Annotated in this window: 30 protein-coding genes; 24 read left to right on the top strand and 6 right to left on the bottom strand. The window is 70.6% G+C overall.

The genetic code is table 11. The annotated features are described in order from the left end of the window. Positions 1 to 210 precede the first annotated feature (210 nt). Positions 211 to 1125, top strand: coding sequence for a hypothetical protein (locus FHS88_RS19080; RefSeq protein WP_184487094.1), 915 nt, complete (start codon positions 211 to 213; stop codon positions 1123 to 1125). On the opposite strand, the gene FHS88_RS19085 is transcribed toward FHS88_RS19080, so the two are convergent. Beyond that, the gene (locus tag FHS88_RS19085; protein ID WP_184487095.1) at positions 1122 to 1391 is read right to left on the bottom strand and encodes a hypothetical protein; all 270 of its coding nucleotides are present in this window, start codon (positions 1389 to 1391) and stop codon (positions 1122 to 1124) included. The genes FHS88_RS19080 and FHS88_RS19085 overlap by 4 nt on opposite strands. Here FHS88_RS19085 and FHS88_RS19090 point away from each other — a divergent pair. Next, complete coding sequence (locus tag FHS88_RS19090) at positions 1390 to 2139, top strand: hypothetical protein (protein ID WP_184487096.1); 750 nt, start codon at positions 1390 to 1392, stop codon at positions 2137 to 2139. The two genes, FHS88_RS19085 and FHS88_RS19090, sit on opposite strands and share 2 nt — an antisense overlap. Positions 2140 to 2198: 59 nt before the next feature. On the opposite strand, the gene FHS88_RS19095 is transcribed toward FHS88_RS19090, so the two are convergent. From FHS88_RS19095 to FHS88_RS19105, 3 genes are read right to left on the bottom strand one after another with little or no spacing between them, the layout of a single operon-like run. Next, positions 2199 to 2657, bottom strand: coding sequence for a hypothetical protein (locus FHS88_RS19095; RefSeq protein ID WP_246420359.1), 459 nt, complete (start codon positions 2655 to 2657; stop codon positions 2199 to 2201). A gap of 2 nt (positions 2658 to 2659) precedes the next feature. Next, positions 2660 to 4012: a recombinase family protein gene (locus tag FHS88_RS19100; RefSeq protein WP_184487097.1), complete on the bottom strand. Its 1353-nt coding sequence runs from the start codon at positions 4010 to 4012 to the stop codon at positions 2660 to 2662. Then, on the bottom strand, positions 4009 to 4518 hold the full coding sequence (locus FHS88_RS19105) for a DUF2924 domain-containing protein (protein WP_184487098.1): 510 nt from the start codon (positions 4516 to 4518) through the stop codon (positions 4009 to 4011). The genes FHS88_RS19100 and FHS88_RS19105 overlap by 4 nt, the downstream gene beginning before the upstream one ends. 351 nt (positions 4519 to 4869) lie before the next feature. On the opposite strand from FHS88_RS19105, the gene FHS88_RS19110 reads away from it, so the two are divergent. The 14 genes from FHS88_RS19110 to FHS88_RS19175 all read left to right on the top strand — a co-directional run bounded on the left by FHS88_RS19110 (position 4870) and on the right by FHS88_RS19175 (position 17120). Continuing rightward, a complete protein-coding gene (locus FHS88_RS19110) occupies positions 4870 to 6111 on the top strand; it encodes a hypothetical protein (RefSeq protein WP_184487099.1) in 1242 nt (413 codons plus the stop codon). Next, entirely contained in the window at positions 6074 to 7072 is a 999-nt protein-coding gene (locus tag FHS88_RS19115) for a winged helix-turn-helix domain-containing protein (RefSeq protein WP_184487100.1), read from the top strand. Before FHS88_RS19110 ends, FHS88_RS19115 begins: the two co-directional genes overlap by 38 nt. Positions 7073 to 7182: 110 nt before the next feature. Beyond that, the gene (locus FHS88_RS19120; protein WP_184487101.1) at positions 7183 to 7755 is read left to right on the top strand and encodes a sigma factor; all 573 of its coding nucleotides are present in this window, start codon (positions 7183 to 7185) and stop codon (positions 7753 to 7755) included. 33 nt (positions 7756 to 7788) lie between these two features. Continuing rightward, on the top strand, positions 7789 to 8130 hold the full coding sequence (locus FHS88_RS19125) for a hypothetical protein (RefSeq protein WP_184487102.1): 342 nt from the start codon (positions 7789 to 7791) through the stop codon (positions 8128 to 8130). Next, a complete protein-coding gene (locus tag FHS88_RS19130; RefSeq protein WP_184487103.1) occupies positions 8130 to 8621 on the top strand; it encodes a hypothetical protein in 492 nt (163 codons plus the stop codon). The genes FHS88_RS19125 and FHS88_RS19130 overlap by 1 nt, the downstream gene beginning before the upstream one ends. Beyond that, on the top strand, positions 8621 to 9457 hold the full coding sequence (locus FHS88_RS19135) for an ATP-binding protein (RefSeq protein WP_184487104.1): 837 nt from the start codon (positions 8621 to 8623) through the stop codon (positions 9455 to 9457). The genes FHS88_RS19130 and FHS88_RS19135 overlap by 1 nt, the downstream gene beginning before the upstream one ends. Before the next feature lie 3 nt (positions 9458 to 9460). Continuing rightward, positions 9461 to 10192 carry a hypothetical protein gene (locus FHS88_RS19140; RefSeq protein WP_184487105.1) on the top strand — a complete coding sequence of 244 codons (732 nt, stop codon included), beginning with the start codon at positions 9461 to 9463 and terminating at the stop codon, positions 10190 to 10192. A 7-nt stretch (positions 10193 to 10199) separates the two neighbouring features. Next, positions 10200 to 10655 (top strand): DUF6511 domain-containing protein, encoded by a 456-nt coding sequence (locus FHS88_RS20955; protein WP_246420363.1) that lies wholly within the window; start codon positions 10200 to 10202, stop codon positions 10653 to 10655. A gap of 1 nt (position 10656) precedes the next feature. Next, entirely contained in the window at positions 10657 to 11439 is a 783-nt protein-coding gene (locus FHS88_RS19150) for a hypothetical protein (RefSeq protein WP_211842465.1), read from the top strand. After that, the gene (locus FHS88_RS19155; RefSeq protein WP_184487106.1) at positions 11436 to 12761 is read left to right on the top strand and encodes an ATP-dependent DNA helicase; all 1326 of its coding nucleotides are present in this window, start codon (positions 11436 to 11438) and stop codon (positions 12759 to 12761) included. The genes FHS88_RS19150 and FHS88_RS19155 overlap by 4 nt, the downstream gene beginning before the upstream one ends. After that, the gene (locus FHS88_RS19160) at positions 12758 to 15334 is read left to right on the top strand and encodes a VapE domain-containing protein (RefSeq protein ID WP_184487107.1); all 2577 of its coding nucleotides are present in this window, start codon (positions 12758 to 12760) and stop codon (positions 15332 to 15334) included. Before FHS88_RS19155 ends, FHS88_RS19160 begins: the two co-directional genes overlap by 4 nt. A gap of 466 nt (positions 15335 to 15800) precedes the next feature. Then, positions 15801 to 16349 (top strand): hypothetical protein, encoded by a 549-nt coding sequence (locus FHS88_RS19165; RefSeq protein WP_184487108.1) that lies wholly within the window; start codon positions 15801 to 15803, stop codon positions 16347 to 16349. Continuing rightward, positions 16346 to 16573 (top strand): hypothetical protein, encoded by a 228-nt coding sequence (locus FHS88_RS19170; protein WP_184487109.1) that lies wholly within the window; start codon positions 16346 to 16348, stop codon positions 16571 to 16573. The genes FHS88_RS19165 and FHS88_RS19170 overlap by 4 nt, the downstream gene beginning before the upstream one ends. Then, a complete protein-coding gene (locus FHS88_RS19175; RefSeq protein WP_184487110.1) occupies positions 16563 to 17120 on the top strand; it encodes a DUF6456 domain-containing protein in 558 nt (185 codons plus the stop codon). Before FHS88_RS19170 ends, FHS88_RS19175 begins: the two co-directional genes overlap by 11 nt. 4 nt (positions 17121 to 17124) lie before the next feature. Here FHS88_RS19175 and FHS88_RS19180 read toward each other — a convergent pair whose 3' ends face one another. Further along, positions 17125 to 17628 carry a GNAT family N-acetyltransferase gene (locus FHS88_RS19180; RefSeq protein WP_184487111.1) on the bottom strand — a complete coding sequence of 168 codons (504 nt, stop codon included), beginning with the start codon at positions 17626 to 17628 and terminating at the stop codon, positions 17125 to 17127. Beyond that, positions 17625 to 17948: a type II toxin-antitoxin system TacA family antitoxin gene (locus tag FHS88_RS19185; protein ID WP_184487112.1), complete on the bottom strand. Its 324-nt coding sequence runs from the start codon at positions 17946 to 17948 to the stop codon at positions 17625 to 17627. The genes FHS88_RS19180 and FHS88_RS19185 overlap by 4 nt, the downstream gene beginning before the upstream one ends. 360 nt (positions 17949 to 18308) lie before the next feature. Between FHS88_RS19185 and FHS88_RS19190 the strand changes: the two genes are divergently transcribed. The 8 genes from FHS88_RS19190 to FHS88_RS19225 all read left to right on the top strand — a co-directional run bounded on the left by FHS88_RS19190 (position 18309) and on the right by FHS88_RS19225 (position 25499). Then, the gene (locus FHS88_RS19190; RefSeq protein ID WP_184487113.1) at positions 18309 to 19781 is read left to right on the top strand and encodes a site-specific DNA-methyltransferase; all 1473 of its coding nucleotides are present in this window, start codon (positions 18309 to 18311) and stop codon (positions 19779 to 19781) included. Next, positions 19771 to 21039, top strand: coding sequence for a site-specific DNA-methyltransferase (locus tag FHS88_RS19195; protein WP_184487114.1), 1269 nt, complete (start codon positions 19771 to 19773; stop codon positions 21037 to 21039). Before FHS88_RS19190 ends, FHS88_RS19195 begins: the two co-directional genes overlap by 11 nt. Positions 21040 to 21139: 100 nt before the next feature. Then, a complete protein-coding gene (locus FHS88_RS19200) occupies positions 21140 to 21376 on the top strand; it encodes a hypothetical protein (protein WP_184487115.1) in 237 nt (78 codons plus the stop codon). A gap of 95 nt (positions 21377 to 21471) precedes the next feature. Further along, positions 21472 to 22329: a DUF3489 domain-containing protein gene (locus FHS88_RS20960; protein WP_246420366.1), complete on the top strand. Its 858-nt coding sequence runs from the start codon at positions 21472 to 21474 to the stop codon at positions 22327 to 22329. A 146-nt stretch (positions 22330 to 22475) separates the two neighbouring features. Next, positions 22476 to 22676: a hypothetical protein gene (locus tag FHS88_RS19210; RefSeq protein WP_184487116.1), complete on the top strand. Its 201-nt coding sequence runs from the start codon at positions 22476 to 22478 to the stop codon at positions 22674 to 22676. After that, a complete protein-coding gene (locus FHS88_RS19215) occupies positions 22676 to 22957 on the top strand; it encodes a hypothetical protein (RefSeq protein WP_184487117.1) in 282 nt (93 codons plus the stop codon). Before FHS88_RS19210 ends, FHS88_RS19215 begins: the two co-directional genes overlap by 1 nt. A gap of 78 nt (positions 22958 to 23035) precedes the next feature. Continuing rightward, positions 23036 to 23566 carry a MerR family transcriptional regulator gene (locus FHS88_RS19220; protein WP_184487118.1) on the top strand — a complete coding sequence of 177 codons (531 nt, stop codon included), beginning with the start codon at positions 23036 to 23038 and terminating at the stop codon, positions 23564 to 23566. Between the two features lie 79 nt (positions 23567 to 23645). Beyond that, positions 23646 to 25499, top strand: coding sequence for a phage terminase large subunit family protein (locus FHS88_RS19225; protein ID WP_338146673.1), 1854 nt, complete (start codon positions 23646 to 23648; stop codon positions 25497 to 25499). The last annotated feature ends 10 nt before the right edge of the window (positions 25500 to 25509 follow it).

A 25509-nucleotide genomic window follows, 5' to 3' on the forward strand; every position in this document is an offset into this window, starting at 1 on the left:
GCTCGCAACTCCACCCTAGCCGCCAGGTCCGATGGCCACCCCAGCCCTACACCCCGGCCGAAGCCGGAATTTCCACCACCTCCGCGGACGCTACCGGCGACCACCCTCCGGCTTCCAGCTCGGCTTGGGTAGCTGGGCTCCTCCCTTATTCATTGGATGCCTTTGAGTACCGCATCGTCCCGCTTTGCATACCCGACCGAGCAGTGCGACGTGCACGACTGCCTCGGTCTCCTGGATTACCGCCGCAAGCGGACCGAATGGCTCGGCTGGCTTCAGGGAGACCCGCACAACAGCATCAACAGGCAACTTTACGGGTTCATGTGGGACGATGCCGTATTCAGGATGCTGAACGAGGCCCGGCGCTTTGCCACGAAGGAACAGCCGACCTCTGCGGTCGCGCCGACGCTTGCATCCATGCTCGACCAGGGTTTCGTGGCGACGCAGATCCTCGCGGTCAGCAGGCTCGTGGACAAGCGCAAGGACGTCATCAGCCTACGCCGCCTTCTCGATGACATTGAGGCCCACCGGCACCTCGTCACGCGCGAGATGTTCGTCTGCCACGACGGACTGCTGTACAATGCCGCGGCGGCGGAGCGGGCGTTCTGGGCGAAGGCGCCGCGGCCGACCACGGGTGTGGTGACCATGTTTCTGCCCACCGAGGGCCCGGAGGCGTTCGACACCGCCGAGAGGGGCCACAGAGCCTACGACGCGCTGTCCGAGAAGGCGCCGGCGGACCGGTCGCGCACGGACACCATCCAGCCCGCGGTGTTCGATGGAATCCGCGCGTTGCTGGAGGACCAGACGGTCACCTCCTTGGTCGAGTTGCGACACAAGTTCGTGGCGCACGCCGCCGACAAGCTCTCGCGGCGGCGTGCCGGTATCGAGCGCTTTGGCGTCACCCTCAACGGGCTGGAGGCTGCCCAACGCTCGCTGGTGCAAGCTGCTCAGCGCATCGAGCTCGACCTTCTGTGGGGTAGCAGCCGCGGTGTGGTCCCAGTGCCGCAGCACGATCACCTCCGGTATCTGGACCTACCGTTCGCGCCGGCCGACCGGCTCCAGGAGCTCAGAGACTGGTGGCAGAGGCACTGCGAGGCGCGGGAGGAATGGACGAGCGCCCGGAGCTAGACCGCGGTAAGCGGGGGCGCTGCCGCATCCGCCGCAAGACGCAGGGCGAGTATCTCGGCGAGCCGCACTGCCGCATCCTCGGATGTGGCCTTGGCGAGCACCGAGATGCCGGCGGAGCGCGGCCGCTCATCCACTTCGTATACGAAATAACCGAAATCGCTGCCGAACGCCTTCACCTCGCACTCCGCAAGCGCGGCATGAGATAGGGTCGATACGCAGAGCGTCCGAATCGCGCCGAGCGGCGCAGACCAGAAGAGGTCGTCCATGGCCAGATCCCCGTTCAGGGAGCGCAGCACGCCCACAATCTCCGCGAACGAGCTGGCCGCCTACATGGTTGCCAGCGACGTTGGGAGGGAGGGAATCATCCAGCGGGCGCGTTGGCAACCTGCGGCCCCGGTCGTGCGGTACCGCGATGCGAGGCGCGCCATCGCTCGCTTCTTGACGGATCGCCACCGGAGCACGCAGATCCTTCTCGATGCCAGAGCCCGCCTTGAGATGCTGGCCGAGGATACTACGGGGCGCCCTTTCGCGCGTGAGGACGCACGGGCCTCGATCGGCGCCATCGACGCCTTCCAGGCCGGGCTGAACAGCTTCGGCTTCGGGGGGATGCGCTTCGAGACCCCGCCGCAAGATCTCAGCCCGTTGGACATCGAGGGCGTGGCGGTGACCGTGTCGCTGGACCTCGTCGTCAGGGCGAGCGATCGGCGGCGCGGAGACCTGGTGGGCGGCATCCTCCTCCGGCTCTCCAAGGGGGCGGACGGCGAGAGCGAGGCGGCGAGCGCGAGGCGTAGGGACGTGGGGATGTACGCGACGACCCTGGTGTACATGGCCTGTGCAGAGCAGCTCGACGGGCTGGGTATGCCCTCTCCCACGGTTTGCTTCTCGGTGGACGTCCAGCGCCGGGAGCGGCACCGGGCGTCGAGCCAGTATCTCACCCGCGAGGCCAACCTGCGCGCCGCCTGCCGTGGCATCCAGCGAGCCTGGAGCAACGTCGCGCCGCCCCCGGGCGCATGATACGGCGGGCGCGGCTGCGCAGCCTTGTCGCCTCGCCGGATGCTCACCGCAACGGCGGCTTAGCGAGGGGAAGGCGCGCAAGCTGCTGTGCCAGACGGGGAAGGCCGGACCCGCGTGAGCCGGGAGGCGGCACCGCGGTCGGATCGCACAACGAGGCGCTGCTCGGCCCACGTGGAGGGCAGCGGCGCCAGGAAGACAGGGAGCGTCAATCCGTCCGGCTGCCGCCCGTCCAGGATCGCCTCGACGATGTCGGGCGCCAGCAGCGTCAGCTGCAGGATGCGGCCGAGATAGCCCCGGTCGATCCGTTCCGCGGTGGCCATCTCGCTGATCGAGGCGTAGCGTCCCTCCTCCAGCAGGTGCTGCCACCGGTGGGCTCGCGCCAACGCCTTCACCAGCGCCGTGTCGGCGCGCGTCGGCACCGCCGCCTCGCCACCGTCCGGGACCGGCGTCACCACCGTCTTCCGCCCCGGCCGCCGTCGGATGGCCAGCGGCACCCGGACCGTGATGCTGGTCGCCATGGTCATGCGGCGGCCCTTAGCGCTCCGGGGCTGATCGCGCCGAGGTCGCGGACCAGACCGGCCAGCCCCTCAACCCGGAGCCGGATGTCGGCGCCGGTCGGCCCGACGATGACTCGCTCCACGAGCGCCCGCACGATGCGCGCCTGCTCGGCGGGGAACAGCTCATCCCAAAGCGGATCGAGCCGGTGCAGCGCGTCCCGCGCCTCGCCCTCGGTGAGGTCCGGCGCCTCCTTCCGCGCCGCGAGCCAGGTGCCGACCACGACCTCCGGCTGCCGCAGCAGCGCCCGGACCTGGTCCACCACCGCCGCCTCGATCTCGGCGGCGGACACGCGCCGCACGAGGCCGTCGTCGTGGTCTGGACCGCCCTTCAGCACGGACTGCGCGACGTAGTAGCGGTAGAGCCGGCCCTTCTTCACGCAGTGGGTCGGCGACAGCGCCCGCCCGTCCACCCCGAAGATCAGCCCCTTCAGCAGCGCCGGTGCATGCTGGCGATTCTGCGCCGCCCGGGTCCGTGGGCTGACCTGAAGGATGGCGTGCGCTCGATCCCACAGATCTCGCGGCACGATGGCCTCGTGCTCACCGCGATAGACGTTCCCCTTGTGCGTGACCTCCCCGATGTAGGTCCGCAGGTTCAGGATCTTGTAGACATCCCCCTTGTCGAGCGGCCGGCTGGACTTGGCGGTCACGCCCTCGGCCTGCAGGCGGCGCACCGTCTCGATGCCGGAGCCTGTCTCGACGAAGAGCTCGAATACCCGCCGCACCCGTGCGGCCTCCAACTTGTTCACCACCAGCTTGCGGCTGTCGACGTCGTAACCGAGCGGGACCTTCCCGCCCATCCACATGCCGCGCGCCTTGGACGCCGCGACCTTGTCCCGGATGCGCTCGCCGATCACCTCACGCTCGAACTGCGCGAAGCTCAGCAGGATGTTCAGCGTCAGCCGCCCCATACTGGTCGTCGTGTTGAAGCTCTGCGTTACGGAGACGAAAGTCACCTGGTGCGCCTCGAAAGTCTCGACCAGCTTCGCGAAGTCCATCAGCGAGCGGGACAGGCGATCGATCTTGTAGACGACGATCACGTCGATCAGGCCGACCTCGATGTCGCCGAGCAGCCGCTTCAGTCCAGGCCGCTCCAGCGTGCCGCCGGAGAAGCCGCCGTCGTCGTAGCGATCGCGCACCAGCATCCACCCCTCGGCGCGCTGGCTGGCGATGTACGCTTCACACGCCTCGCGCTGCGCGTCGAGCGTGTTGAAGTCTTTGTCGAGCCCCTCGTCGGTGGACTTCCGCGTGTAGACCGCGCAGCGGAGCTTCTTCACCGAGGCGGGCATGGCCCCGTCCGTGAGCTTGCGGCGGCTCATGCCCCGGGCCTCCCCTTTAGTCCAAAGAAGGTCCAGCCGTTCCAGCGCGTACCCGTGATGTGCCGCGCGATGGCCGAGAGCGACCGATACGGGCGGCCCTCGTACTCGAAGTCATCGGCGCGCACCGTCACCACGTGCTGCACGCCGTCGTACTCGCGCACCAGTCGCGTGCCTGGCAGCGGCCGGCTGTCGGCGCGGATCCGGCGCAGCACCACATTGCCGCCGTCGAGCTGTTCCCCGAGCGCCTCGAGCCGCGCCCGAGTTTCAGGCTTCAGCCCGCCGTATGCGAGCTCTTGCACGCGGTAGCTGAGCCGGCTCACCAGGTAGGGGCGGTTGAAGGGCGGCGGCTCCTTGCCGAACAGGGCTCGCCACTGGTCCTTCAGCTCGGCGGCCGTGGCGGTCTGCAGCGCGGCGAGGCGCGGCAGGACCTGCGCCGGCGGGATCTTCGGGATGGTGGGCGCCGGCGGCGTGATCGTCTTCGCCCTAATGGTCGATCCTCGGGTCATGCGACTCCCTTTCTCTTCGGGTTCGCATGCAGGCGCTGCCGGGCGGTGGAGTGTAGGCGAATGTCTCCCGACCCGCGGGCCTGGTCGGCGTCGCGCGCGAGATCTTCGGCAGCGCGGCTGCGGAGCCGCAGCAGGCCGCGGGCGAGGAGGTCGCAGACCTCGCGGAGGTGGGGTGGGAGGTGGGGGTTTGGCGGGATGGGCGCTGCCATACCCCGCCCTTACTCACCGCCTCGCCGAACCGTATCGCCGCCGCGAAATAGGATTCGACTCCGGGCGGGGCGCTTGTCTAGAACAAACGCGGAACGCGCTCCCATCCCCCCAACCTTCGCCCGCCGAGCGAGAACCCCGCCCATGGCCTCCGACTTGAGGAAGTTCGTCAATCCCAAGTTCCTGCGCACCGTGAGCCTGGAGCTCTTCCGCGAGTTGTTCGAGCGCGAGGCACCTGGCGCCGACCCGTCCGATTCGACCATCTTTGACCTGCCGGAGCCGGAGGCGCGAGCCGCGCTGACGAAGCTGTTCGAGGGGCCCGAGGACGCGTTGCCGAGCGGGCTGGTGGCGGATCTCCACCACGTCGCGGAGCTCGGCACCGAGGCTGGCATGGTGCTGCTGCAGGAACGCGCCGCGCGCCTGAAGGTCACCATTTCCGCACCCGCCGACGACGGCACGGATGACGCGATCCCGCTCGACCCGAAGCACTTCGCGCTGCTCGCGTACCTCCGGTACCCGAAAGTGTTCGACGCTGCGTCGGACCTCGCGGCGCTTCAGGCGCGGTCGTCCTTCGCGGAGTACGTCGGCCGCGATGAGAGCGTCGAGCCCGTCCTGGCCGGTCTGGCCAAGGACGCCTTCGAGGCCGCGGCCGGCGAGATGTTCAAGCGCGATCATCGCGGTGCCCATTGCCGCGTCGGCTGGTACGAGGATGGCGATACGCTGCGCGCTGTGGTTACCCATGGGGCACCTGTCTCGGTCCTGCCGGTGGTGGGGCGCGGGGGCGAGGAGGTGATCCGTTTCCGGCGGCTCGAGTACGCGGTCCTCTCCTACCAGGTGAGCACCGGCCGGCTCGGCATCGCGGGGCTGCGCAAGGCGTTGCGCGCGGATCTGGCGGAGTTCTTCGCGCGCCACATCCTGCAGCGGCCCGGCTTCTTCGCCGGCGAGGATTGCCAGGACCTTTACACCCTGGAGCGCATCGAGCGGACGGGCCTCGGCTTCGGTGTCGATCACGCCTTCGACCCCGGGATCCAGCGCGTCGAGATCATCGAGGTGCAGTTGGACAGGCTCGACAGCGAGACGCGCGACGGCCACCCCATCGTCCTGGCGACGCACGTCACGCGCTCCTTCAGTGGCTCTGCCCTCATGCGCGTCCAGCAGTACACCGACCGTGTGGCGTTCGGCCCCGGCCGGTACCGTATCGGGCATGTCGTACTGCGCATCCACTTTGCCGGCAGGAAGCGCGCGACGAGTGTGACGGTGAAGATCAAGCCGCCGTCGCTCGCGGTGTTCAAGCGGCACCGCTTCGAGGCCCGCATCATGGAGCTTCTCCGCCGAAACGGCTTCTGCCTTGAACGACAGCCTGGCGAAGCTGCTGCTGCGGCGTAGCGCCGCGGGGCCGGAGCCGATCCTCTCTGGGCGCGACGCGGCACCGTTCCTGGGGCCTGCATTCGCGCGACTGCTCGCGAAGGGGATCCTCACGGAACTCCCGCCGGCCTCGAGCTGGCCGCCCTGCGCGGGCTGCACCTGTGGGTTTGGCGAGCGACCGATCGTGGAGATCGACGGTCGGCTCGTTGCCGATTGCCCTGACGACGCGAACGCGGGCACCGTGCTCGACGCTGCCGATCTCCGCAGCTTCGCCATCGCAGTCGATCGCCTTGTCGCCATGCTGGCCGCCGGCACAGGCTGGCTTGACCCGCCCGAACGGCTCGCGGCCGGCGTCTGGCGGCTCGGAGACCTGGCCGAAGGCCGAGCCGTGGTGCTGGTCGTGGATCCGCTTGCCTTCCAGCCGTCCGTGCTCCTCCCGATCCTGCGGGCGGTCCCGGCGCCACCGAGCACCACGCTCCTCGTGCCTTCCGGCGTCGACGCCGATACACGGCGCCCGTTTCTCGACATGCGCTACCACCTCGTCGGGCTGCTCTACGCGCTACATCCGACCGATCTGAGCCTTCAGCGCGATCGGCTCGCGCCATCGGCGACGGGCGCCCCGGCGACCGACGCCGGCGGGATGCTGCTGGCCATCAACGTCCTCGGTGTCACGGCCAGCTTCGTCGGGGCGCAGCTGCGGCTCCGGCCGCGTGACTTCGACGTGCTGTCGGTGCTGGCCCGCGAGGCGGCCGATGGCCAGGCGCTTGCGCGGCAGGACGACCTGCTCCGGGCGCTGTCCGGTGGAGAAGATCGGGCAGAGCCGATCGCCGTCGAACAGCTGGAGAAATCGATCAGCCGCATCCGTGAGGCCCTGTGCAGCGCGGCGGAGCTCCGGCGCCAGCAGGGCCGGGACTTGATCGTCAACGTGACGCGGCGTGGCTACCGCCTGGCATCGCCCCCCATCCGGGTGGTGCTCGCCTAGCCAGCGCGCGGCGGAGAGGATTCCGGGAGGATCGGGGGAGGAGGGCGAGAGGATTCCTCCGGCTGCTCGCCCGACGCTGTGGCCATCGACCTCGATGGAGCCCAGCCCGAATGTCCCGCCCGGTCACGCCCGCCGATCTTCGCACCATCCAGACCGTCGCTGCCGAGGAAGCCCGGAGGCTCGGGCGCAGCCTCGGCTTGTTGCCCCAAGACCGCGATGACCTCCGTCAAGACCTGCTGGTGGACCTGCTGTCGCGGCTGCCGGCCTATGATCCGGCGAGGGGCACGCTCGGCGCCTTCGCCCGCGTCTGCATGCGCCACGCCGCCCTCCGCATCGGCGAGCAGTATCGGCAGCGACGGCGCCGCGCGCACACTGTCTCGCTCGACGACGGGCTGGCGGGCAGCGAAGAGCTGACCTTCGCCGACGTCCTCACCGAAGCGGACAGCTATGGGAGTTGGTGCGGCCAGCCATCCGACGCCTTCGCCGCGCTGGAGCGCCACCTCGACCTCGAGCGCGCCGTCGGCGCCATCGACCCCGAGGATCACCCCCTCTGCGCCGCGTTGAGCCGCCACACGCCGCACGAGTTCGGCGAGCAGCGCACGATGCCGCGCATGCGGATCTATCGGCGCATCCGCGAGATCCGGCTTCGGCTGCTCGCGGCCGGCATCCCCTCGGCGGCCTGATACGGAATTCGAGGTGCCCGAGTAATGCTGGTCATGGCCACCTGCTCTCCGACCCCCACCCCACCGCCGGCGCCGCTCACCGAGGCGGCGTTCTGCGCCTGGCTCGGCAACGCCGCGAGCGGCGATGCCATCACCTACCACCGCGGCGCGCTCGCGCGTGAGACCTGCCCGAGCCTCAACCTGCTGCCGCAGGACGAGCGCGTCCGGGTCGCCCGGCTGTCGAGCCGCGCGCTGAAGCTGGCCGAGGCGGGGCATGTACATCTCGTGCAGCGCCGTCGCGGCTTCGAGGACTACGAGTACGTCGCCATCGCGCGGCGCCGGCCGCGGCGGATCTCGCCCCTGCTCCTCCCGCGTATCCTGACGGAGGCGGCGTGATGGTCTCACTCGCACCGAACCGCCCCACCCTCGACAGCCTGCGCCACCTGCCAGTGGGCGACATCATCGCGCTGCCGGCCGAGCACCTCGCCCTCCTCCAGGCCGAAGCGCGCGAGGCGGTCGAGGCCGCCAAGCGCATGCAGGACTGGATCGAGGCCGCCATCGCGCTCCGCTACGAGCAGCGCGCTGTCGGCGCCCGCGCCGCCGCCGGCAAGAACACCGGCACCGTGCGCTTCGACGACGGCGCGGTCGAGGTCACCGCCGAACTTCCGAAGCGCGTCGACTGGGACCAGCGCCGCCTCGCCGACCTCGCCGCGCAGATCCGCGCCGGCGGCGAGGATCCCGGCGAGTACCTCGAGGTGAGCTTCAAGGTGCCGGAGCGCGCCTACGTCGCCTGGCCTGAGCGCATCCGCCAGGCCTTCGAGCCGGCACGCACGGTCCGCACCGGCCGGCAGACCTTCCGGCTGACCCTCAAGGCGGGAGGCGCCTGATGCCGCTGCGCATCGTCACCGCCGACGAGCGTCTCTCCGCCGCGGCGAACAAGACCACCATGGCGCTGTTCGGCCCGAGCGGCGTCGGCAAGACCACGCTGGTGAAGACGCTTCCGCACGAGACCACGCTCTGCGTGGATCTCGAGGCCGGCATGAAGTCCGTCCAGGACTGGCCCGGCGACAGCATCCCGATCCGCTGCTTCGAGGACGCGATCGACCTCGCCTGCCTGATCGGGGGCGTGAACCCGGCCGCCGATCCGAACGGCTACTTCTCGGCCGCCCACCACCAGCATCTGGTCGCCGCGCATCCCGACTTGGTCCGGCTGCTCGCCGGCAAGAGCATCGTCTTCCTCGACAGCATCACCGACCTGACCCGGCAAGCGATGGCGTGGGCGAAGACGCGGCCTGAGGCCTTCTCCGACCGCACCGGCAAGCCCGACACGCGCGGCGCCTACGGCCTGATGGCGCGCGAAGTGATCGGGTTGCTGAAGCACCTGCAGCACGCCCCGGGCAAGAGCCTGATCATGGTCGGCATCCTGGAACGTGTGACCGATGACCTCGGGCGCGTCTCCTGGCAGCCGCAGATGGAGGGCGGCAAGGCCGGCCGCGAGCTCCCCGGCATCGTCGACCAGGTGGTCTCCATGGCGCTGTTCTCGCGCGATGCGCAGGGCGCGCCGGTGCACGACCCGGAGCGCGGCACCGAGCGCCGCCTCGTCTGCCGCACGGCGAACAGCTTCGGCCTGCCGGCCAAGGACCGCTCGGGCCGGCTGGACGAGACCGAGCCGCCCGACCTCGCCGCCCTCCTCCGCAAGATCAACCTCGCCCCCAGGAGCTGACGCATGACCTTCGACATGAACGACGCCGAGCTGCCGCGCGGCACCGACCTCATCCCGGACGGCAGCTTCGTGAAGCTGCGCATGGAGATCCGCAAGGGCGGCATCGACGGCGCCAGCCCCTTCGACCGGGAGTTGCTCAAGGCGGCGAAGACCCCCGGCAGCGACGTGCGCATGCTCGACTGCGAGTTCACCGTGGTTGCGGGCCCGCACAGCAAGCGGAAGCTCTGGCAGAGCTTCACGGTCGCCGGCGGCAAGGTCGACGAGCAGGGTGTCTCCATCGGCTGGAAGATCTCGAAGGGGATGTTCCGCGCGATGATCGACAGCGCGCTCGGTCTCGATCCGCACGACATGAGCGAGGCGGCGAAGGCCAAGCGGATCCTGCGCGGCCTCGCCGACCTCAACGGCATCACCTTCGCCGCGAAACTCCGCGTCGAGCCGGCCAACGATCCCCGCTACGGCGACAACAACCGGATTGACCGGGTGGTGCTGCCGGGCGAGGCGGAATACCCACGCATCATGGCGGGCGAGGCGCTGGCGCCGCAGCCGAGCCAGCGCGCGGCGCGACAGCCGGCGGCCGGCAACACCCCGTCGGCCTGGGGTGGCACCGCGGCGCCGGCGTCCGCCGCGCCTGCGGCCCGGGTCTGGGAGCGCCCCGCCGCGACGCCGCCCGCCCAGCCCCCCGCTCCGCCCGCCCAGGCCCCGCTCGCCGGCGGCCCGACCTGGCTGAACGGTTGATGGCGGGATGGCACGACGCCGCTGGGGCCAGTCCCGGCCGCGGGCAGCGCCCGCCGCAGCGCCAGCGTCCCTGCCGCGCTGCACGCCCGAGGACCAGGTCCGGCGCCTGGTCTGCGGGCTGTGCGGCCGCGAGGCGAAGGGCTTCGGCTATGTGCACGGGCTGCGCTTCGGCGAGTTCCCGCACCACCGCTTCTGCAGCATGGCCTGCTGCGAGGCGGGCGGCGCGCTGGCGCGGAGGTCCAACGGCGTGATCGACAAGACGCCGATGGAGTCTCGCGCGATCAAGGACGCGCGCCGCCCCCTCGCCGAGGTGCTGCGGGAGCTCGGGCTGCTCGCACCCTTCCACGACCGCAGCGCGACGGAGATCGACCTAATCATCGAGGCCTGCGTCGACGGCTTCCAGGCATCGATGCGGCGCCAGGCCGCCGAGCGCGATCCGCTCGACGACCCTATCCCCTTCTGAGGTGACGGTGCTGCTCGACCTGAACCACGGCTCCGGCGCGGTCTATGGGCGCCTCGACCACAGCCGCGAAGGCGCCGTCGCCGTGACGGTGCGCGTGAACGCCGCGATCGACGCTGCCCTGCTCGTACGCCATCGCCGGCAGGTGCCGCGCGACTACCTCGGCGGCAGCCGTGTTGGCGAGCCCTGCGCCCGCAAGCTCGTCTACGAGATCACGCACGCGCCGAAGGACCGCGACTTCGACGCCGACATCCTTCGGGTCTTCGACGCCGGCCACCAGTTCGAGGCGCTGTCCATCAGGTGGCTCCGCCTTGCAGGCTTCGACCTGCGCGACCGTGGCCCGGATGGAGGCCAGATCGGCTTCGTGGCGGCAGGCGGGCGACTGCGCGGCCACGCGGATGGCGTGATCGTCGCCGGCCCCGAGGTCGGCGTCGCCTGGCCTGCGCTGTGGGAGCACAAGGCGCTCGGCCAGAAATCCTGGACCGACCTGGTGAAGCGCGGGCTGCGCCTGTCGAAGCCGATCTACTTCGCGCAGGTGCAGCTCTACATGGCGTACCTCGAGCTCGAGGTGGCGCTGCTGACGGCACTGAACCGCGACACGCTGGCGCTGCACCACGAGGCGGTGCCCTTCGACGCCGCAGAAGCGCAGCGGCTCTCCGACCATGCCGTCGACATCTTGCGCGCCGCCGATGCCGGTGAGCTGCCGCCGCGCATCGCGAAGGCCGCCGACTTCTATCTCTGCCGCCTGTGTCCCTACGCCACGCGCTGCTGGGAGACGCTCGCATGAGCGCCATCACGCCCTCCGACACGCAGCACCGGGCGATCGCCGCGATCAGGCACTGGTTCCAGAGCGAAGCCGACCGCAAGCAGGTCTTCCGCCTCTTCGGCTATGCCGGCACCGGCAAGTCCACCGTGCTGCGCTTCGCGCTGGAGGAGCTCGGCCTCGAGCACCACCGGGGCGGCGGGGACGGCGAGCCCTGCACGCCCGGCGTGGTCACCGCCACCTTCACCGGCAAGGCCGCGCTGGTGCTGCGACGCAAGGGCACGCCGGCGCGCACCATCCACAGCCTCATCTACTCCGTCATCGAGGCGACGGAGGAGGAGGTCGAGGCCGCCGAGAAGAAAATCGAGGAGGCCGTGGCACGGGCCCGGGGGCTGACCGGCTTCGAGCGCACCACGGCGGAGGCGACGATCGAGGCGATGCGCCAGGGCGTCGCCGATATGAAGCGCCCGCGCTTTGCGCTGAACCCAAAGAGCGACGCCGCGCACGCGAAGCTGATCGTGCTCGACGAGGTGTCCATGGTCGGCGAGGAGATGGCGCGCGATCTGCTGAGCTTCGGCAAGCCGATCCTCGTGCTCGGTGATCCCGGCCAGCTGCCACCGATCCAGGGCGAAGGCGCGTTCACCAAGGACGCGCCCGACATCATGCTGACGGAGATCCACCGCCAGGCGTCGGAGAGCGCCATCATCCGCCTCGCCACCATGGCCCGGCAGGGCGAGCCGATCGGCTTCGGGCGCTACGACGACCACGTCTGGAAGATGCGGAAGCTCGACGTGACTCCGGAGCAGGCGCTGCGCGGCGGCCAGGTGATCTGCGGCATGAACGCGACCCGGCTGCAGCTGAACAACGCCATGCGCCGCGCTGCCGGCTTCGGGGCCGGCGGATGGCTGCCCACGGGCCCGGGCGAGAAGATCATCTGCCTCAAGAACCAGAACGATCTCGGCCTTATCAACGGCATGTTCCTCACCCTCTCCGACATCGTCGACGAGGGCAGCTACTACCTCTCGGCGGTGGTGACGGATGAGGACGGTAACCGCATCGGCGCCCCCCAGGCGGATGGCAGCCGCGGTCGGCTCCGCATCTACAAGGGCCACTTCGAGGACCACGTCGCCTTCGACAAGGGTCGCCACGACCGGGACTGGAAGCTGAAGAAGGGGCTGACCGAGGCGACCTTCGGCTGGGCCATCACCGGGCACAAATCGCAGGGCTCGCAATGGGAGAACGTGGTCGTCTGGGATGACGGGCTCGGGCGGACCGAGCTCGACCGGCGCCGCTGGCTCTACACCGTCATCACGCGCGCCGAGCAGGGGCTGGTGATCCTGGCATGACCGCGACCCCGATCGACCTGAACGATGCGGGCTTGGCGCCGGTCCGGCACGACCTGGCGGAGGTGCGGCGGCGGCTCGCGGACACCGCGAAGGAATGGCTGCCGGCGCTGTTCCCGAACGCCCGGCGCGCCCCGGACGGCCGGACGCTGCGGTGCGCGGATCTCTCGGGTCGTGCGCCCCGCGGCGAGGGCTCCTGCGTGATCCACCTGGAAGGGCGCTTTGCGGGGTGGGGGTTCGACCACGCCACCGGCGAGAGCGCCGGACCGATCGATATGGTCTACCACGCGACCGGTGCGCCGGAGCCGCGGCTGTTCGACGAGGCGGCGAGGCTGGCGCGCATGGACAGCCCGGCGCCGCCCGCACGCGCTGCGGAGCCGCGGCCGGACCACAGCCACGAGGTCGCGCGCATCCTTGCCGGCTGTGCCCCGCTCGCGGGCTCGCCCGCCGAGGCCTACCTCAGCGGACGCGGGCTCGCCCCGCCCGACAGCCCCGATCTGCTGTTTCACCCTGACCTGGCTGACTTCGAGAGCCGGCGCGGCTGGCCCGGGATGGTCGCCATCGTCCGCGACGCCGCAGGCGAGCCCACGGGCGGCATCCACCGCACCTATCTGCTGGACGATGGATCCGGGAAGGCGCCGCCGGGGAAGAAGATGCTCGGGCCGGTCGCCGGCGGCGCGGTGCGGCTCGCGCCCACGCGCGAGGACGGGCGGATCGGCGTGGCGGAGGGGATCGAGACCGCGCTCGCCGCCATGGCTCTGTTCGGTGTCGCCACCATGGCGGCGCTCTCGGCCGACGGGCTGCGGCGCTGGCAGTGGCCGGAGGGAACCCGCCACGTCACCATCTTCGCCGATGCCGGGCATGCCGGGATGCAGGCCGCGGCGACGCTGGCAGATCGGCTGAACGTCGCGGACATCCCCTCGCGCATCGTCGCTCCGCTGCATGGCGACGACTTCAACGACGACCTGCGTCGCGGGGCGACCGCCGCCGACTACGAGCAGGCGGCTGGCGGGGAGCCGAAAGCGCCCGCCACCGCGGCGGCGCCCGCGACGGTGGAAGAGCTGCTCGCCGCCGCCTCCAGCCTCACCCGCCCGCCTGACTCCGAGCCCCTCGCAGACCTGCTGGGCCGGCTGGCCCTGGCGCGCCTCGATCCCCTCCCGGAGCGCCAAGTCCTCGCCGCGGTGAAGACCGCGACCGGCATCGCTGTCTCCATCCTGGAGAAGCAGCTGGTCGAGCTACGCCGACGGGTGAACGCGACCGGCGACGTCCGCCGCGCGCCCGTCCGGCCGCCGTGGGCCTCGCTGCTGCGGATCGACGCCGGCGGCGCGCCGGAGCGCAACGAGGCCAACGTCATCACGGCGCTGTCGCTCGACGCCGCCTTCACCGGCGCGCTGATGTTCGACGAGTTCAGCCAGGAAATCATCGTCGCCCGGGCGCTGCCCTGGGATCCGGCAGGCACGGTGCACCTCCGCCCCTGGGGTGAGGCCGACGACGTGCGCTGCGCCGAATGGCTGCAGCGGCACGAGATCAATGTCCCGCCCGTCGTGGTCGGCCGCAGCGTCGTCGCCGTGTCGCGCAACATCCGCATCCACCCGGTGCGCGACTACCTCGAAGCGCTGGCCTGGGACGGCACGTCGCGCCTCGACACCTGGGCCGTCGCCTATCTCGGCGCCGAGGACACGCCGCTCCACCGGAGCATGGCCGCGCTGTGGATGGTCTCCGCTGTCGCGCGGATCATGCAGCCTGGCTGCAAGGCCGACCACATGCTGATCCTGGAGGGGCCACAGGGCATCCGGAAGTCGACCGCCCTGAAGGTGCTCGCCTCCGAGCCCTGGTTCACGGACGAGCTCGCAGAGCTCGGCTCGAAAGACGCAGCGCAGCAGATGCGCGGCATCTGGATCATCGAGATGGCGGAGCTCGACGCCATCGGCCAGGCGGACGTGTCGCGCATCAAGGCCTTCCTCAGCCGCACCACGGACCGCTACCGGCCGCCCTACGAGCGCTACGTCGTTACCGTCCCCAGGCAATGCGTCTTCGCCGGCACGGTGAACCCGGACACCTATCTGCGCGACGAGACCGGCAACCGGCGCTTCTGGCCGCTGCGCTGCGGCGACATCGACCTCGAGGGCCTGCGGCGCGACCGCGACCAGCTCTGGGCCGAGGCCGTCGCGCGCTACCGCGCCGGCGCGCCATGGTGGATCGAGGACCGGGCGCTGGTGGCCGAGGCCAGCGCGGCGCAGGAGGCGCGCTACCAGGGCGACGCCTGGGACGCGCGGATCGAGCGCTGGCTCGTCTCCGAGCGCAAGCCGGTGAATGTCGGCGTCGGACACTTCGAGGACTGGCAGGAGCGCTTCGTGCCGCGGGCGAAGCCGCTGACCGACGTCTCGATCGGCGAGGTGCTGGAGCAGGCACTCGGCATCGAAGCGGCGAAGTGGACGAAGGGCGACCAGATGCGCGTGGGCGCCTACCTCAAGGCGAAGAAGTGGGAGCGCTACAAGACGACCGGCTCCGCCAAGGACGGCGTCGCTCGCGAATGGCGCTACCGCCGGCCCTCCCCGTCAGAGGAGGGCGCGTGATGTCCCTCCGGCACCTCGCTTGGCCGCCGTTCTGTCCCACTGTCCCACCTCGACGATTTCCGCCGGCGAAGTGGGACACGCGCAAGCCCAGCTTTTCAGCGGGTTTCCGAGCGGCTGTCCCACTGTCCCACCTGTCCCACCTACTCCTTAGAGCTATACGCGAAGGGTGTGATGGGTTGGGACATACATTTTCCTATACGGGCTTAGGCGGGCCGTCCTGGAGTGGGACGGGTGGGACAAGGCCGCGCAAATATATGAATTCGAACGTATTTCGCCGTCCCACTTCGGTCGCAGGGGTGGGACGAGGCGGGACGGGTGGGACGTCCCGGCGCTCCCGCTCAGCGCATCGAGCCACCGGTCCGCCCAGACCAGCAGCGCGCCCCCTGAAGCCGGGCAGCGACGGCGAGCTCCGCCAAGAACCGCGCCGTCGCCGCCCTCACCACGACGATCCCCTCTCGGAGACCCCATGGCTTCCGTGACTCTCCCCATGCCCACCGCCGGCGCAAGCGGCCCGCCCCTCGCGGCACCGCTGCCAGTCGCGCTCGGCCGACCCGCCATCCTCGCGCTCGACCTCGGGACCACGACTGGATGGGCGCTGCGCGGCCAGGACGGCGGCATCACCTCCGGCACCGTCACCTTCCGTCCCAGCCGCTTCGAGGGCGGCGGCATGCGGTATCTCCGCTTCCGCGGCTGGCTCGGCGAGCTGGCCGCGCTCACCGGCGGCCTCACGCGCATCGCCTTCGAGGAGGTGCGCTCCCACGCCGGCACCGATGCCGCGCATCTCTACGGCGGCTTCCTCGCCCACCTCTCTGCCTGGTGCGAGGAACGCGGCATCGCCTACGAGGGCGTGCCCGTCGCCACCATCAAGCGCTTCGCGACGGGCAAGGGCAACGCCGACAAGGCTGCGATGATCGCGGCCATGCGCGCCCGCGGCTTCGCGCCGGCCGACGACAACGAGGCCGACGCGCTCGCCATCCTGCTCTGGCTCACCGACGCACAGGGAGGCCGCGCATGAGCATGCACGGCGCACCCTCGCTCGCGCGAAGCCCGATCGCCCGACTGCGCAGCCCGACCAGCGAGCCCGAGTTGACCGCCATGCGCGCGGCCGCCTGGCACCGCCAGGGCGTCGTCGTGATCCCGATCGACGAGATCACCGATCCCTGGCTGCGCCAGGCGATCACCAACGAAGCCAACCGCCGCTGGGGGCGGCGCAATGGGGAGAACAGCCATGGCCGGTAAGCGGAAGGCTAAGCGGGTGACAGTGCCGTGCGAGGATCTGTCGAAGCCCTCGCCCTGGCGTCTTCAGCATGGCTGGTTCGACGAGGGCGTGCGCGGCAAGGATCCCGACACCGGCACGCCGATCCTGCACCGCCGCGCTGTCGACACCCTGGGCATGATGCTGGCGAACGGGACGATCACGCGGGAGATGCACGAGGCGGGCTGCATGTTCCGGACGGCGTTCCGCACGGCCGCGCTCGACGGCATGCGCACCTCCGCCCTCCTGTACCTGCCCAGCAGCCAGGCGGGGCTGACCCTCAGCGAGCGCCAAGCCGCCGCACGGAGCCGGTTAGCCGAAGCGCTAGCCCTGCTCGGTGGTGCCGACAGCCCGGGCGGCAGCTGCCTCTGGCATGTGGTCGGCCTCGAGCACTCGCTGCGGGAATGGGCAACCCACCGCGGCTGGTCCGGGCGGCCGGTCCACCACGTGCAGGCGCAGGGCATGCTGGTGGCCGCGCTCGGCGTACTCGCGGTGCACTACGGCTTGGTGCCGCGACGAACCGCGGCGTGAGGGATCAGCCAAGCGCCGCGCGCAAATCCGTCAGTGTCGCCATCAACACCATGGGGTCAATTGGCGAGACCACGAAGCCGCAGGACAGGTAGAAGCCCTGCGCTGTCGGGTTCAGCGCCTGGACCAGAAGCCCCCGCATGGCGAGCGCCTCGCTCGCCTGCAGCGTGCGCAGCACCGCATCGCGCAGCAGGGCACGCCCGATCCCCTGGCCCTGTACGCTGCGATCGACGGCAAGACGCCCCAGCACGGCCATCGGGATTGGGTCGGGCATGTTACGACGAACGCGACCAGGCGCCGCGGTCACCGCGACGGCTCCCGCCGCGAGGCAATAGTAGCCGACCACGAAGGAACCCCGGCACACGACGAAGGTGCGCGACGCCCCGGCGGCCTGGTTCGCGCGAGCGCGCTTGCGCAGCCACTCGTCAAGCGAGGGCTCGCCGCTGTCGAACAGCGTCAGCTCATGCGTGTCGTCGAGTGGTGCCGGGGCGCTGAGCCGGCCGGCACTCATTCCCACGGCGGCGCCGTCTCCAGCAGCTTGCGGAGCCGCCCATCCGGGTTCGGCGGCGCGTCGAGCAGTGCCTGGAATTTCGCGTAGGCCGCCGGCTGGGCGCGGAACAGCGTGCGGTCGAGGATGGCGTCTGCCGCCGCGCGGCGTGCAGCTTCCAGCATGAACTCCGACCGCGACTTGCCGGCGATCACAGCCGCCTGATCGATCAAGGCTCGCTCGTCAGGGCGGACGCGGATGTTGATCGCGCCGACCGTGGTGGCGCTCGGGCGGCGCGTCCGTGGCGTCGACGGCTTGGTGGTGCGCTTGGCGGGTGTGGGCATGGTGGCCTCCTGCCTGGGAGATAGGGCGGCGTATGGACAATGTCCACCTTGCGCGCGAGCCCGGCCCGAAAGCGGGTTGCGGCGCTGGAACCACCGGACATACACTCTGGCCACGCTGACGATTTGCGCCCGCGCGGCGGCTCACCAGCCACGCTGCGGCTCAATCGAGACAGTGGCTCTTGAGCCGCATGGTTCCTTCCTGGGCCCGGCGTATGCGGGATGCGGAAGCGCGCAACATCGCTAGCGCCAGGCTGGAAATATGGGTTGCGGTTTGCAGCATTACCCCGCGGCTTCAAATCGCTAGCTGCAAACCGGCGCCGGGCCGCGGCCCTGCAAACCACCTGCAAACCGGATGGCATCATGACGCTCCCCTGGATCGCGGCGAAGATTGTGCTGCGTCCGGTGGCGGAGCTGCGCCCGCATGCGGGCAATGCCCGCGTGCACGGCGCCGCGCAGCTGGAGCAGATCAAGGCCAGCATGCTGGCCTTCGGGTTCACCAACCCGCTGCTGGTGGACGAGGATGGCGTGCTGATCGCCGGTCACGGCCGGCTCGAGGCCGCGACGGCGCTCGGCATCGCCAAGGTGCCGGTGATCGTGCTGCGCCACCTGTCCGCCGCGCAGAAGGAGGCGCTGCGCCTCGCCGACAATCGTATCGCGGAGAACGCGACCTGGGACCAGGCGCTGCTGCGTGACGCGCTCGCTGCGGTGCAGACAGCGCAGGAAATTGATCTCGGCGCACTCGGCTTCTCGACGGATGAGATCGCAGACATTCTCGCGGCGGCTGGAGATGCCGTGTCCGACGGCGACGCGCCCGAGGCTCTGTCCGCGGATCCCGCCGAGGGGGGCGGCGCGACTGGCGCGGCGGGCACCGGGGAGGAGCCGGCGGACGATCCCGCCGATGCCGATCCGGAGCCGCCGCGCCAGGCCGTCACCCGTCCCGGCGATCTCTGGCTGCTGGGCGAGCATCGCCTTCTCTGCGGCGACAGCACCGATGCTGCCTCGGTCGCTCGCGTGATGGGCGAGGGCCGCGCCGCGCTGCTGTTCACCAGCCCGCCTTATGGGAACCAGCGGGACTACACCACCGGCGGTGTGACGGATTGGAATGCGCTGATGCAGGGTGTGTTCCAGCATCTCGACGCGGCCATGCGCCCGGACGGCCAGGTGCTGGTGAACCTCGGGCTGATCCATCGCGACAATGAATGGCAGCCCTATTGGGCCGGCTGGCTCGACTGGATGCGCGCCCGCGGCTGGCGCCGCTTCGGTCTCTACACCTGGGACCAGGGGCCCGGCCTGCCGGGAGACTGGAACGGGCGGCTGTCGCCCGCCTTCGAGTTGCTCTTCCACTTCAATCGCGAGGCCAGGCGCCCCAACAAGATCATCCCCTGCCGCTGGGCGGGGCACGTCAACTCCGAGAAGGGTGGCCTCCGCGCCAAGGACGGCACCGTCGGCGAATGGCAGCATGCTGGCCAGGGCGTACAGGAGACCAGGATCCCGGACAACGTGCTGCGCATCACGCGGCACAAGGCCCGCGGCATCGAGACGGAGCATCCCGCGGTGTTCCCCGTCGCGCTGCCTGACTTCCTGATGCGCGCCTATGCCGACGAGGGCGACGTGGTGTTCGAGCCCTTCGCTGGCGCCGGCACCACCATTATCGCTGGCCAGCGCACCGGCCGCCGCGTGCGGGCGATCGAGCTCGCGCCTGCCTATGTCGACCTGGCCGTGGCGCGGTGGCGGATGCTGCATCCCGATCTGCCAGTGACGCTGGCCGATGACGGTCGCGACTACGACGCCGTGGCCGCGGCGCGGGTGGAGGTCACCGCCGATGCAGCCTGACCTCGTCGTCTCCGCGCTGCCGGTGGTCGCGTTGGTCCCCTATGCCGAGAACGCGCGCACGCACTCGCCGGCGCAGGTGGCGCAGATCGCCGCCTCCATCGCCGAGTTCGGCTTCGTGAACCCGGTTCTGGTCGACGCCGAGGGCGTGCTGATCGCCGGCCATGGCCGCGTCATGGCGGCGAAGCAGCTCGGGCTCGCCTCGGTGCCGGTGCTGCGGCTCGGCCATCTCTCTCCCGCGCAGGCGCGTGCCCTGCGGCTGGCGGACAACCAGATCGCGCTGAACTCCGGCTGGGACGAGGCGCTGCTCGCCGCCGAGATTGCGCGCATCCGTGACGAGGCCGTCGTGGATCTCGACGTGCTGGGCTTCTCCGGCATGGAGCTCGACCGGCTGCTGGCTGCGGCCGACGCTGGCCTTGGCGATGATGCCGACGACGCCCCGCCACCGCCCGTGGTGCCCGTCACGCGCACCGGCGATCTCTGGCGCTGCGGCGACCACCGCCTTCTCTGCGGCGACGCGACGAAGCTGGTCGACGTGCAGCGCGCCCTCGGCGCCGGCCACCTCGCTGACATGGGTTTCGTCGATCCGCCCTACAACGTGGCCTACGAGGGCGGCACCGCCGCCAAGATGACCATCGCCAATGATGCGCTCGGCGGTGGCTTCCCCGAGTTCCTTCGTCCCGCGCTGGCCAACCTGCTCTCGGTCACCAAGGGCGCCTGCTACGTCTGCATGTCCTCCTCCGAATGGCCGACGCTGCATCGCGTCTGGCAGGAGGCCGGAGGCAAATGGTCGAGCACGATCATCTGGGCGAAGAACACCTTCGCGCTCGGCCGCGCCGACTACCATCAGCAGTTCGAGGCGATGCTCTACGGGTGGAAGGCCGGCGCGCAGCACTACTGGTGCGGCGCCCGCGACCAGGGAAATGTCTGGCACTTCGACAAGCCGGCGCGGAATGACCTGCACCCCACCATGAAGCCGGTGGCGCTGGTCGAGCGCGCCATTCGCAATAGCAGCAAGCCGCGCGACACGGTGCTGGACTGCTTCGGTGGGTCGGGCACCACCATGATCGCGGCGGAGCGCACGGGGCGTCGCGCCGTCCTGCTGGAGATCGACCCTGCCTATGCTGACGTCATCGTGCGTCGCTGGCAGGAGACGACTGGCGAAGCGGCCGTGCTGGAAGGCGATGATCGCATCTTCGCCGATGTCGCCGCGGCACGCGGCACCAGCAATCATGATGTGATCCAGACCGGCGAATCATAGCAATCTCGCGCCGCTGCATCTTGCTTGGCTCGTGCGCGCCACAGCGCGAATGGTCCGTCACACGCAGAGCATCACGCCCTGCACCACGACGGAGAGCACCATGACCGACCGCGAAGCCCGCGCCGCCCGCAACCAGGAACGCAGCCTGGCCGCCTTCCTCGCGAAGAAGGCCGAATTCGACGCCCTCCTCGCTGAACTCACCCAGGCCAGCGCGGACCATTTCGGCGCGGACCCGGAGACGGTGCTGTGGGGCGAAGCGGCTTGGCTTTCGGATGCCACCGCGAAGCTGAAGGACATCGCAGACCAGCATTTCCGCCGCGGCGAATACGCAGCCTGACGCGGGCCACTTCCGCACCGCCCCGACCGGCAGCGCCGGCGGGGCTCCCGGCAGTAGGGGCCGATGGTCGGCACCCGCAACCGGAGACCACCACGATGACCAAGCTTTCCGACACCCAGCGCGTGATCCTCAGCGCCGCCGCGCAGCACGAGATGGGCCTCGCCCGCGCGCCGAAGACCCTGCCGGCTGCGGCCCGCAACGCGGTGTTCCGCAGCCTGATCAAAAACAACCTTCTGACCGAGATCAACGCCCCGCGGGACTTCGTGAGGCTGGGCTGGCGCCAGGATGAGGACGGCACCTGGATCGTGGCGCGCATAACCGACGAGGGGCTGCGCGCCATAGGCATCGACCCGAACGAGGGCGACGCGGTGGCCGGCGAGCCCGACTGCTCCGGCATCGAGGCCAGCATGCCCGACACGGCGCCCACGGGCGCGGAGGAGACGGCGCCGCAGGGTGAGGACGCCACGGTCGCCGAAGCCGCCCAGACTGCGCCCCTGACGGAGGAAATCGCCATGCTCGACCAGGCCCTGGCGGTACGCCGCGCCACGCCGCGCACCAGTCTGCGCGACGCTGCCGCGGCGGTGCTAGCCGCCTGGGATGACGAGGCCAACCGCGAGGGCGACATGATCGGCGCCCTCGACGCGCCGATGGAGGCACTGCGCACCCTGCTCGCCGGCAAGCCGGCCCGCGTCGCCCGCGAGCCGGGTACGCCGCGGAAGCCGCGCGAGGGCACGAAGCAGGAGCAGGTGCTCGCCATGCTGCGCCGCCCCGAGGGCGCGACCGTCGCGCAGATCGCCGAGGCGACGGGCTGGGCGCAGCACACGGTCCGCGGCTTCTTCGCCGGGCTGAAAAAGAAGGGTCACAGCATCGAAGTGCGCGAGCGTATCCGCCAGGTCGGCCCGAACAAGACCGGCGCGAAGGGCTCCTTCACCATCTACGCCCTGACGGAGTGAAGCATCTCAGCCACGCCACTGAACATGATCGGGAGCGCCGGGGATCAATCAAATTCCCGGCGCTTTATCGAGTTGGCTGCGCTCCGACACAGCGCGAATCGTCCGTCACGCGCAGGGGCATCCCGCCCCGCCAGACGGAGACGACGATGAGCACCACCATCCTCCCGCACGAAACGGCCGAAGGCCCGCAGGATCGCGCCGCCTGGCAGCAGCTTCTCGCCACCGCGCCGCGCGGCACCGACAGCGTGGGACGCGCCACCATTCAGGTCTGCACCGCCAGCGACGGGCGCGGGATCTTCGCCACGGTGGACTACGCCACTTGGCAGACCGAGAAGGAGGAGGGCTGATGCCCTCCGAGCGACGCTGGATCATCCTGGCGCAGGACGGGCGGCACGTGACGATGGGCCGCGCCGCGCCGCCCAGCGAAGCCGAGATCGAGGCCGCCGCCGCGGCGCTTGCCGCACAGGGGCTGGCAGGCTGGCTCGCCACACTCGACGGGAACTACTGGTCGCGCCGCCGCGTGGCCCTCGCGCCGGTGCAGATGCTCGGCGACGGCGCCACGCTGGACTGGTCCGCCGCCATCACCGCCTTTGAAGCCGCCCGCCAGCGCGCCCTTCGTCCCCTCTGAGAAGGCCGGCATCGCCATCACGCGCGGCGGCTTGCGGGCCCCCATCGCGGCTCCGCGATGGGAGGCAGAGTCGCCGCCATGCCGGAACTGACCGCCTCCACGCGCGAGGCCGCGCGCCGCCTTGGCGTCAGCGACACCGCCATCCACAAGGCCGAACGTGCGGGCCGCATCGCCCGCGAGCCGGACGGCCAGTGGGACATCGACAAAACCCGCCGTCGCCTGGTGGAGACCGCTGATCCCGCCCGCTCGCCCCTGGCCAGTGGCGCGGGCGCGGACGGCACGCCCTTCGCGCGGCTGAAGGTCGCGCAACTCGCCCTGAAGGTGGAGGCGCAGCGCCTTTCGCTGGACGAGACCAAGCGCCGCCTGCTGGACGTTGCCGAGGCCAACGCCGCGCTCGATGAGATCGGCAGCACCATGCGCGACGCGCTGCTGAACTGGCCCGCCCGCGTCTCCGGCCTGATCGCCGCCGAGATCAGCGTCGATCCGCATCTGCTGCAGACCATCCTGCAGAGCCACATCAACGACCTGCTGACGGAGGCCGCAGATCGCTTCGATCCCGCAGCCCTCGGCGGCAGCGCCGCCGGCAGAGATCGGCCCCCGGACGCGTGAGCATGTGCGCCGCCGCGTCGGCGCGATGCTGCGCCCACCACCGCAGCTCACCGTCTCGGAATGGGCTGAGCGCCATCGCATGCTCGGCAGCCGGGCCTCGGCCGAGCCCGGTCCCTGGCGCACCAGCCGCACGCCCTACCTCAAGGACGTGATGGACGCGCTCTCGGCGGTGCATCCTGCCCGGCGCGTGGTGTTCATGAAGGGGGCGCAGGTCGGCGCGACGGAGAGCGGTAACAACTGGCTCGGCTACATCATGCACCACGTGCCGGCGCCGGCGCTGGCGGTGCAGCCGACCGTGGAGCTGGCCAAGCGCTTCTCGCGCCAGCGTATTGACCCGCTGCTGGAGGAAACGCCCGCGCTGCGGGAGCGGGTCGCGCCGGCCCGGGCGCGGGACAGCGGCAACACCATGCTGTCGAAGGAATTCCCCGGCGGCATTCTGGTCCTGACCGGCGCCAACAGCGCGGTCGGGCTGCGCTCGATGACGGCACGCTTCCTCTTTCTCGACGAGGTGGACGCCTATCCCGGCGACGTCGCCGGCGAGGGTGATCCCATTGCCCTGGCCGAGGCCCGGGCCCGAACCTTCGGCTGGCGCCGCAAGGCGTTCCTGGTCAGCACGCCCACCATCGCCGGGCGCAGCCGCATCGAGCGGGAATACCTCGCCTCCGACCAGCGGCGGTTCTTCGTGCCGTGCACGGCCTGTGGCGAGATGCAGTGGCTGCGCTTCGAGCGGCTGCTCTGGGAGAAGGGTGCGCCAGAGACGGCGCGGTATCACTGCTCGGCCTGCGACCACCCCATGCAGGAGCACGACAAGACCGCCATGCTCGGCGGCGGGGAATGGCGCGCGACGGCCGAGGGCCAGGATCCGCACACCATCGGCTTTCACATCTCGGCGCTGTACTCGCCCGTCGGCTGGCTCTCCTGGGCACAGATCGCCCGCGATTGGGAGGCGGCCCAGGGCAAGCCCGAGGACATCAAGACCTTCAAGAACACCGTGCTGGGCGAGACCTGGCAGGAGCAGGGCGAGGCCCCGGATTGGGAACGGCTCGTCGAGCGCCGCGAGGATTTCCGGATGGGCGTCGTGCCCACCGGTGCGCTGGTCCTGACCGCCGGCGTCGACGTGCAGGACGATCGCCTGGAATGCGATGTCTGGGGCTGGGCCGAGGGCTTCTCGTCCTGGCTGGTCGATCACGTGGTCATCCCCGGCAGCCCGCGGGATCGCGAGCCGTGGAACGAACTGGCGAAGCTCCTGGCGCGCGACTGGCCCCGGCACGGTGGCGGTGCGATGCGCATCGCCCGCCTCTGCGTCGACACCGGCGGCCGGGACACGGCGGCGGTCTATGGCCACCTGCGCCGCCTGCGGGATCCGCGCATCGCGCCCACCAAGGGCATCGACGGTTGGAACCGGGCACAGCCGGTCCAAGGCCCGACGCCAGTGGATGCGCTGGTGAACGGCCAGAAGCTGCGGCGCGGCCTGAAACTCTGGACGGTGTCGGTCTCCACCTGGAAGGCCGATCTCTACCGGCGTCTCTGGCTCGGCCGCGGCGACGCAGAGGAGCTGCCGCCCGGCTGGGTGCATCTGCCGCGGGCGATCGATGTCGAATGGGTCAAGCAGCTGGTTGCGGAGCAGCTGCGCACCACGAAGGATCGCCGCGGCTTTGCCCGGCAGGAATGGGCCAAGCTGCGGGAACGCAATGAGGCGCTGGACTGCGCGGTGCTGGCTCGCGCGGCGCTCTGGCTGCTCGGCGCGGATCGCTACGGCGAGCAGTTCTGGGCGCGGCTGCGGGATGAGGCGGCGGATGCGCCGCTGCGGACCAGCGAGGTTCCCGCCGCCGGGAATGTCGCTCTGCCATCACAGCCGCCGGCGGCCACGCCGGCACCCGACAGCCAGCGCCCGCGGGGCTGGCTCGCGCCACGCAGTGGCTGGCTTCGCTGAAGGAGGACGA

Origin of the sequence: Neoroseomonas alkaliterrae (assembly GCF_014199195.1) — a bacterium.
GTDB classification, from domain to species: domain Bacteria; phylum Pseudomonadota; class Alphaproteobacteria; order Acetobacterales; family Acetobacteraceae; genus Neoroseomonas; species Neoroseomonas alkaliterrae.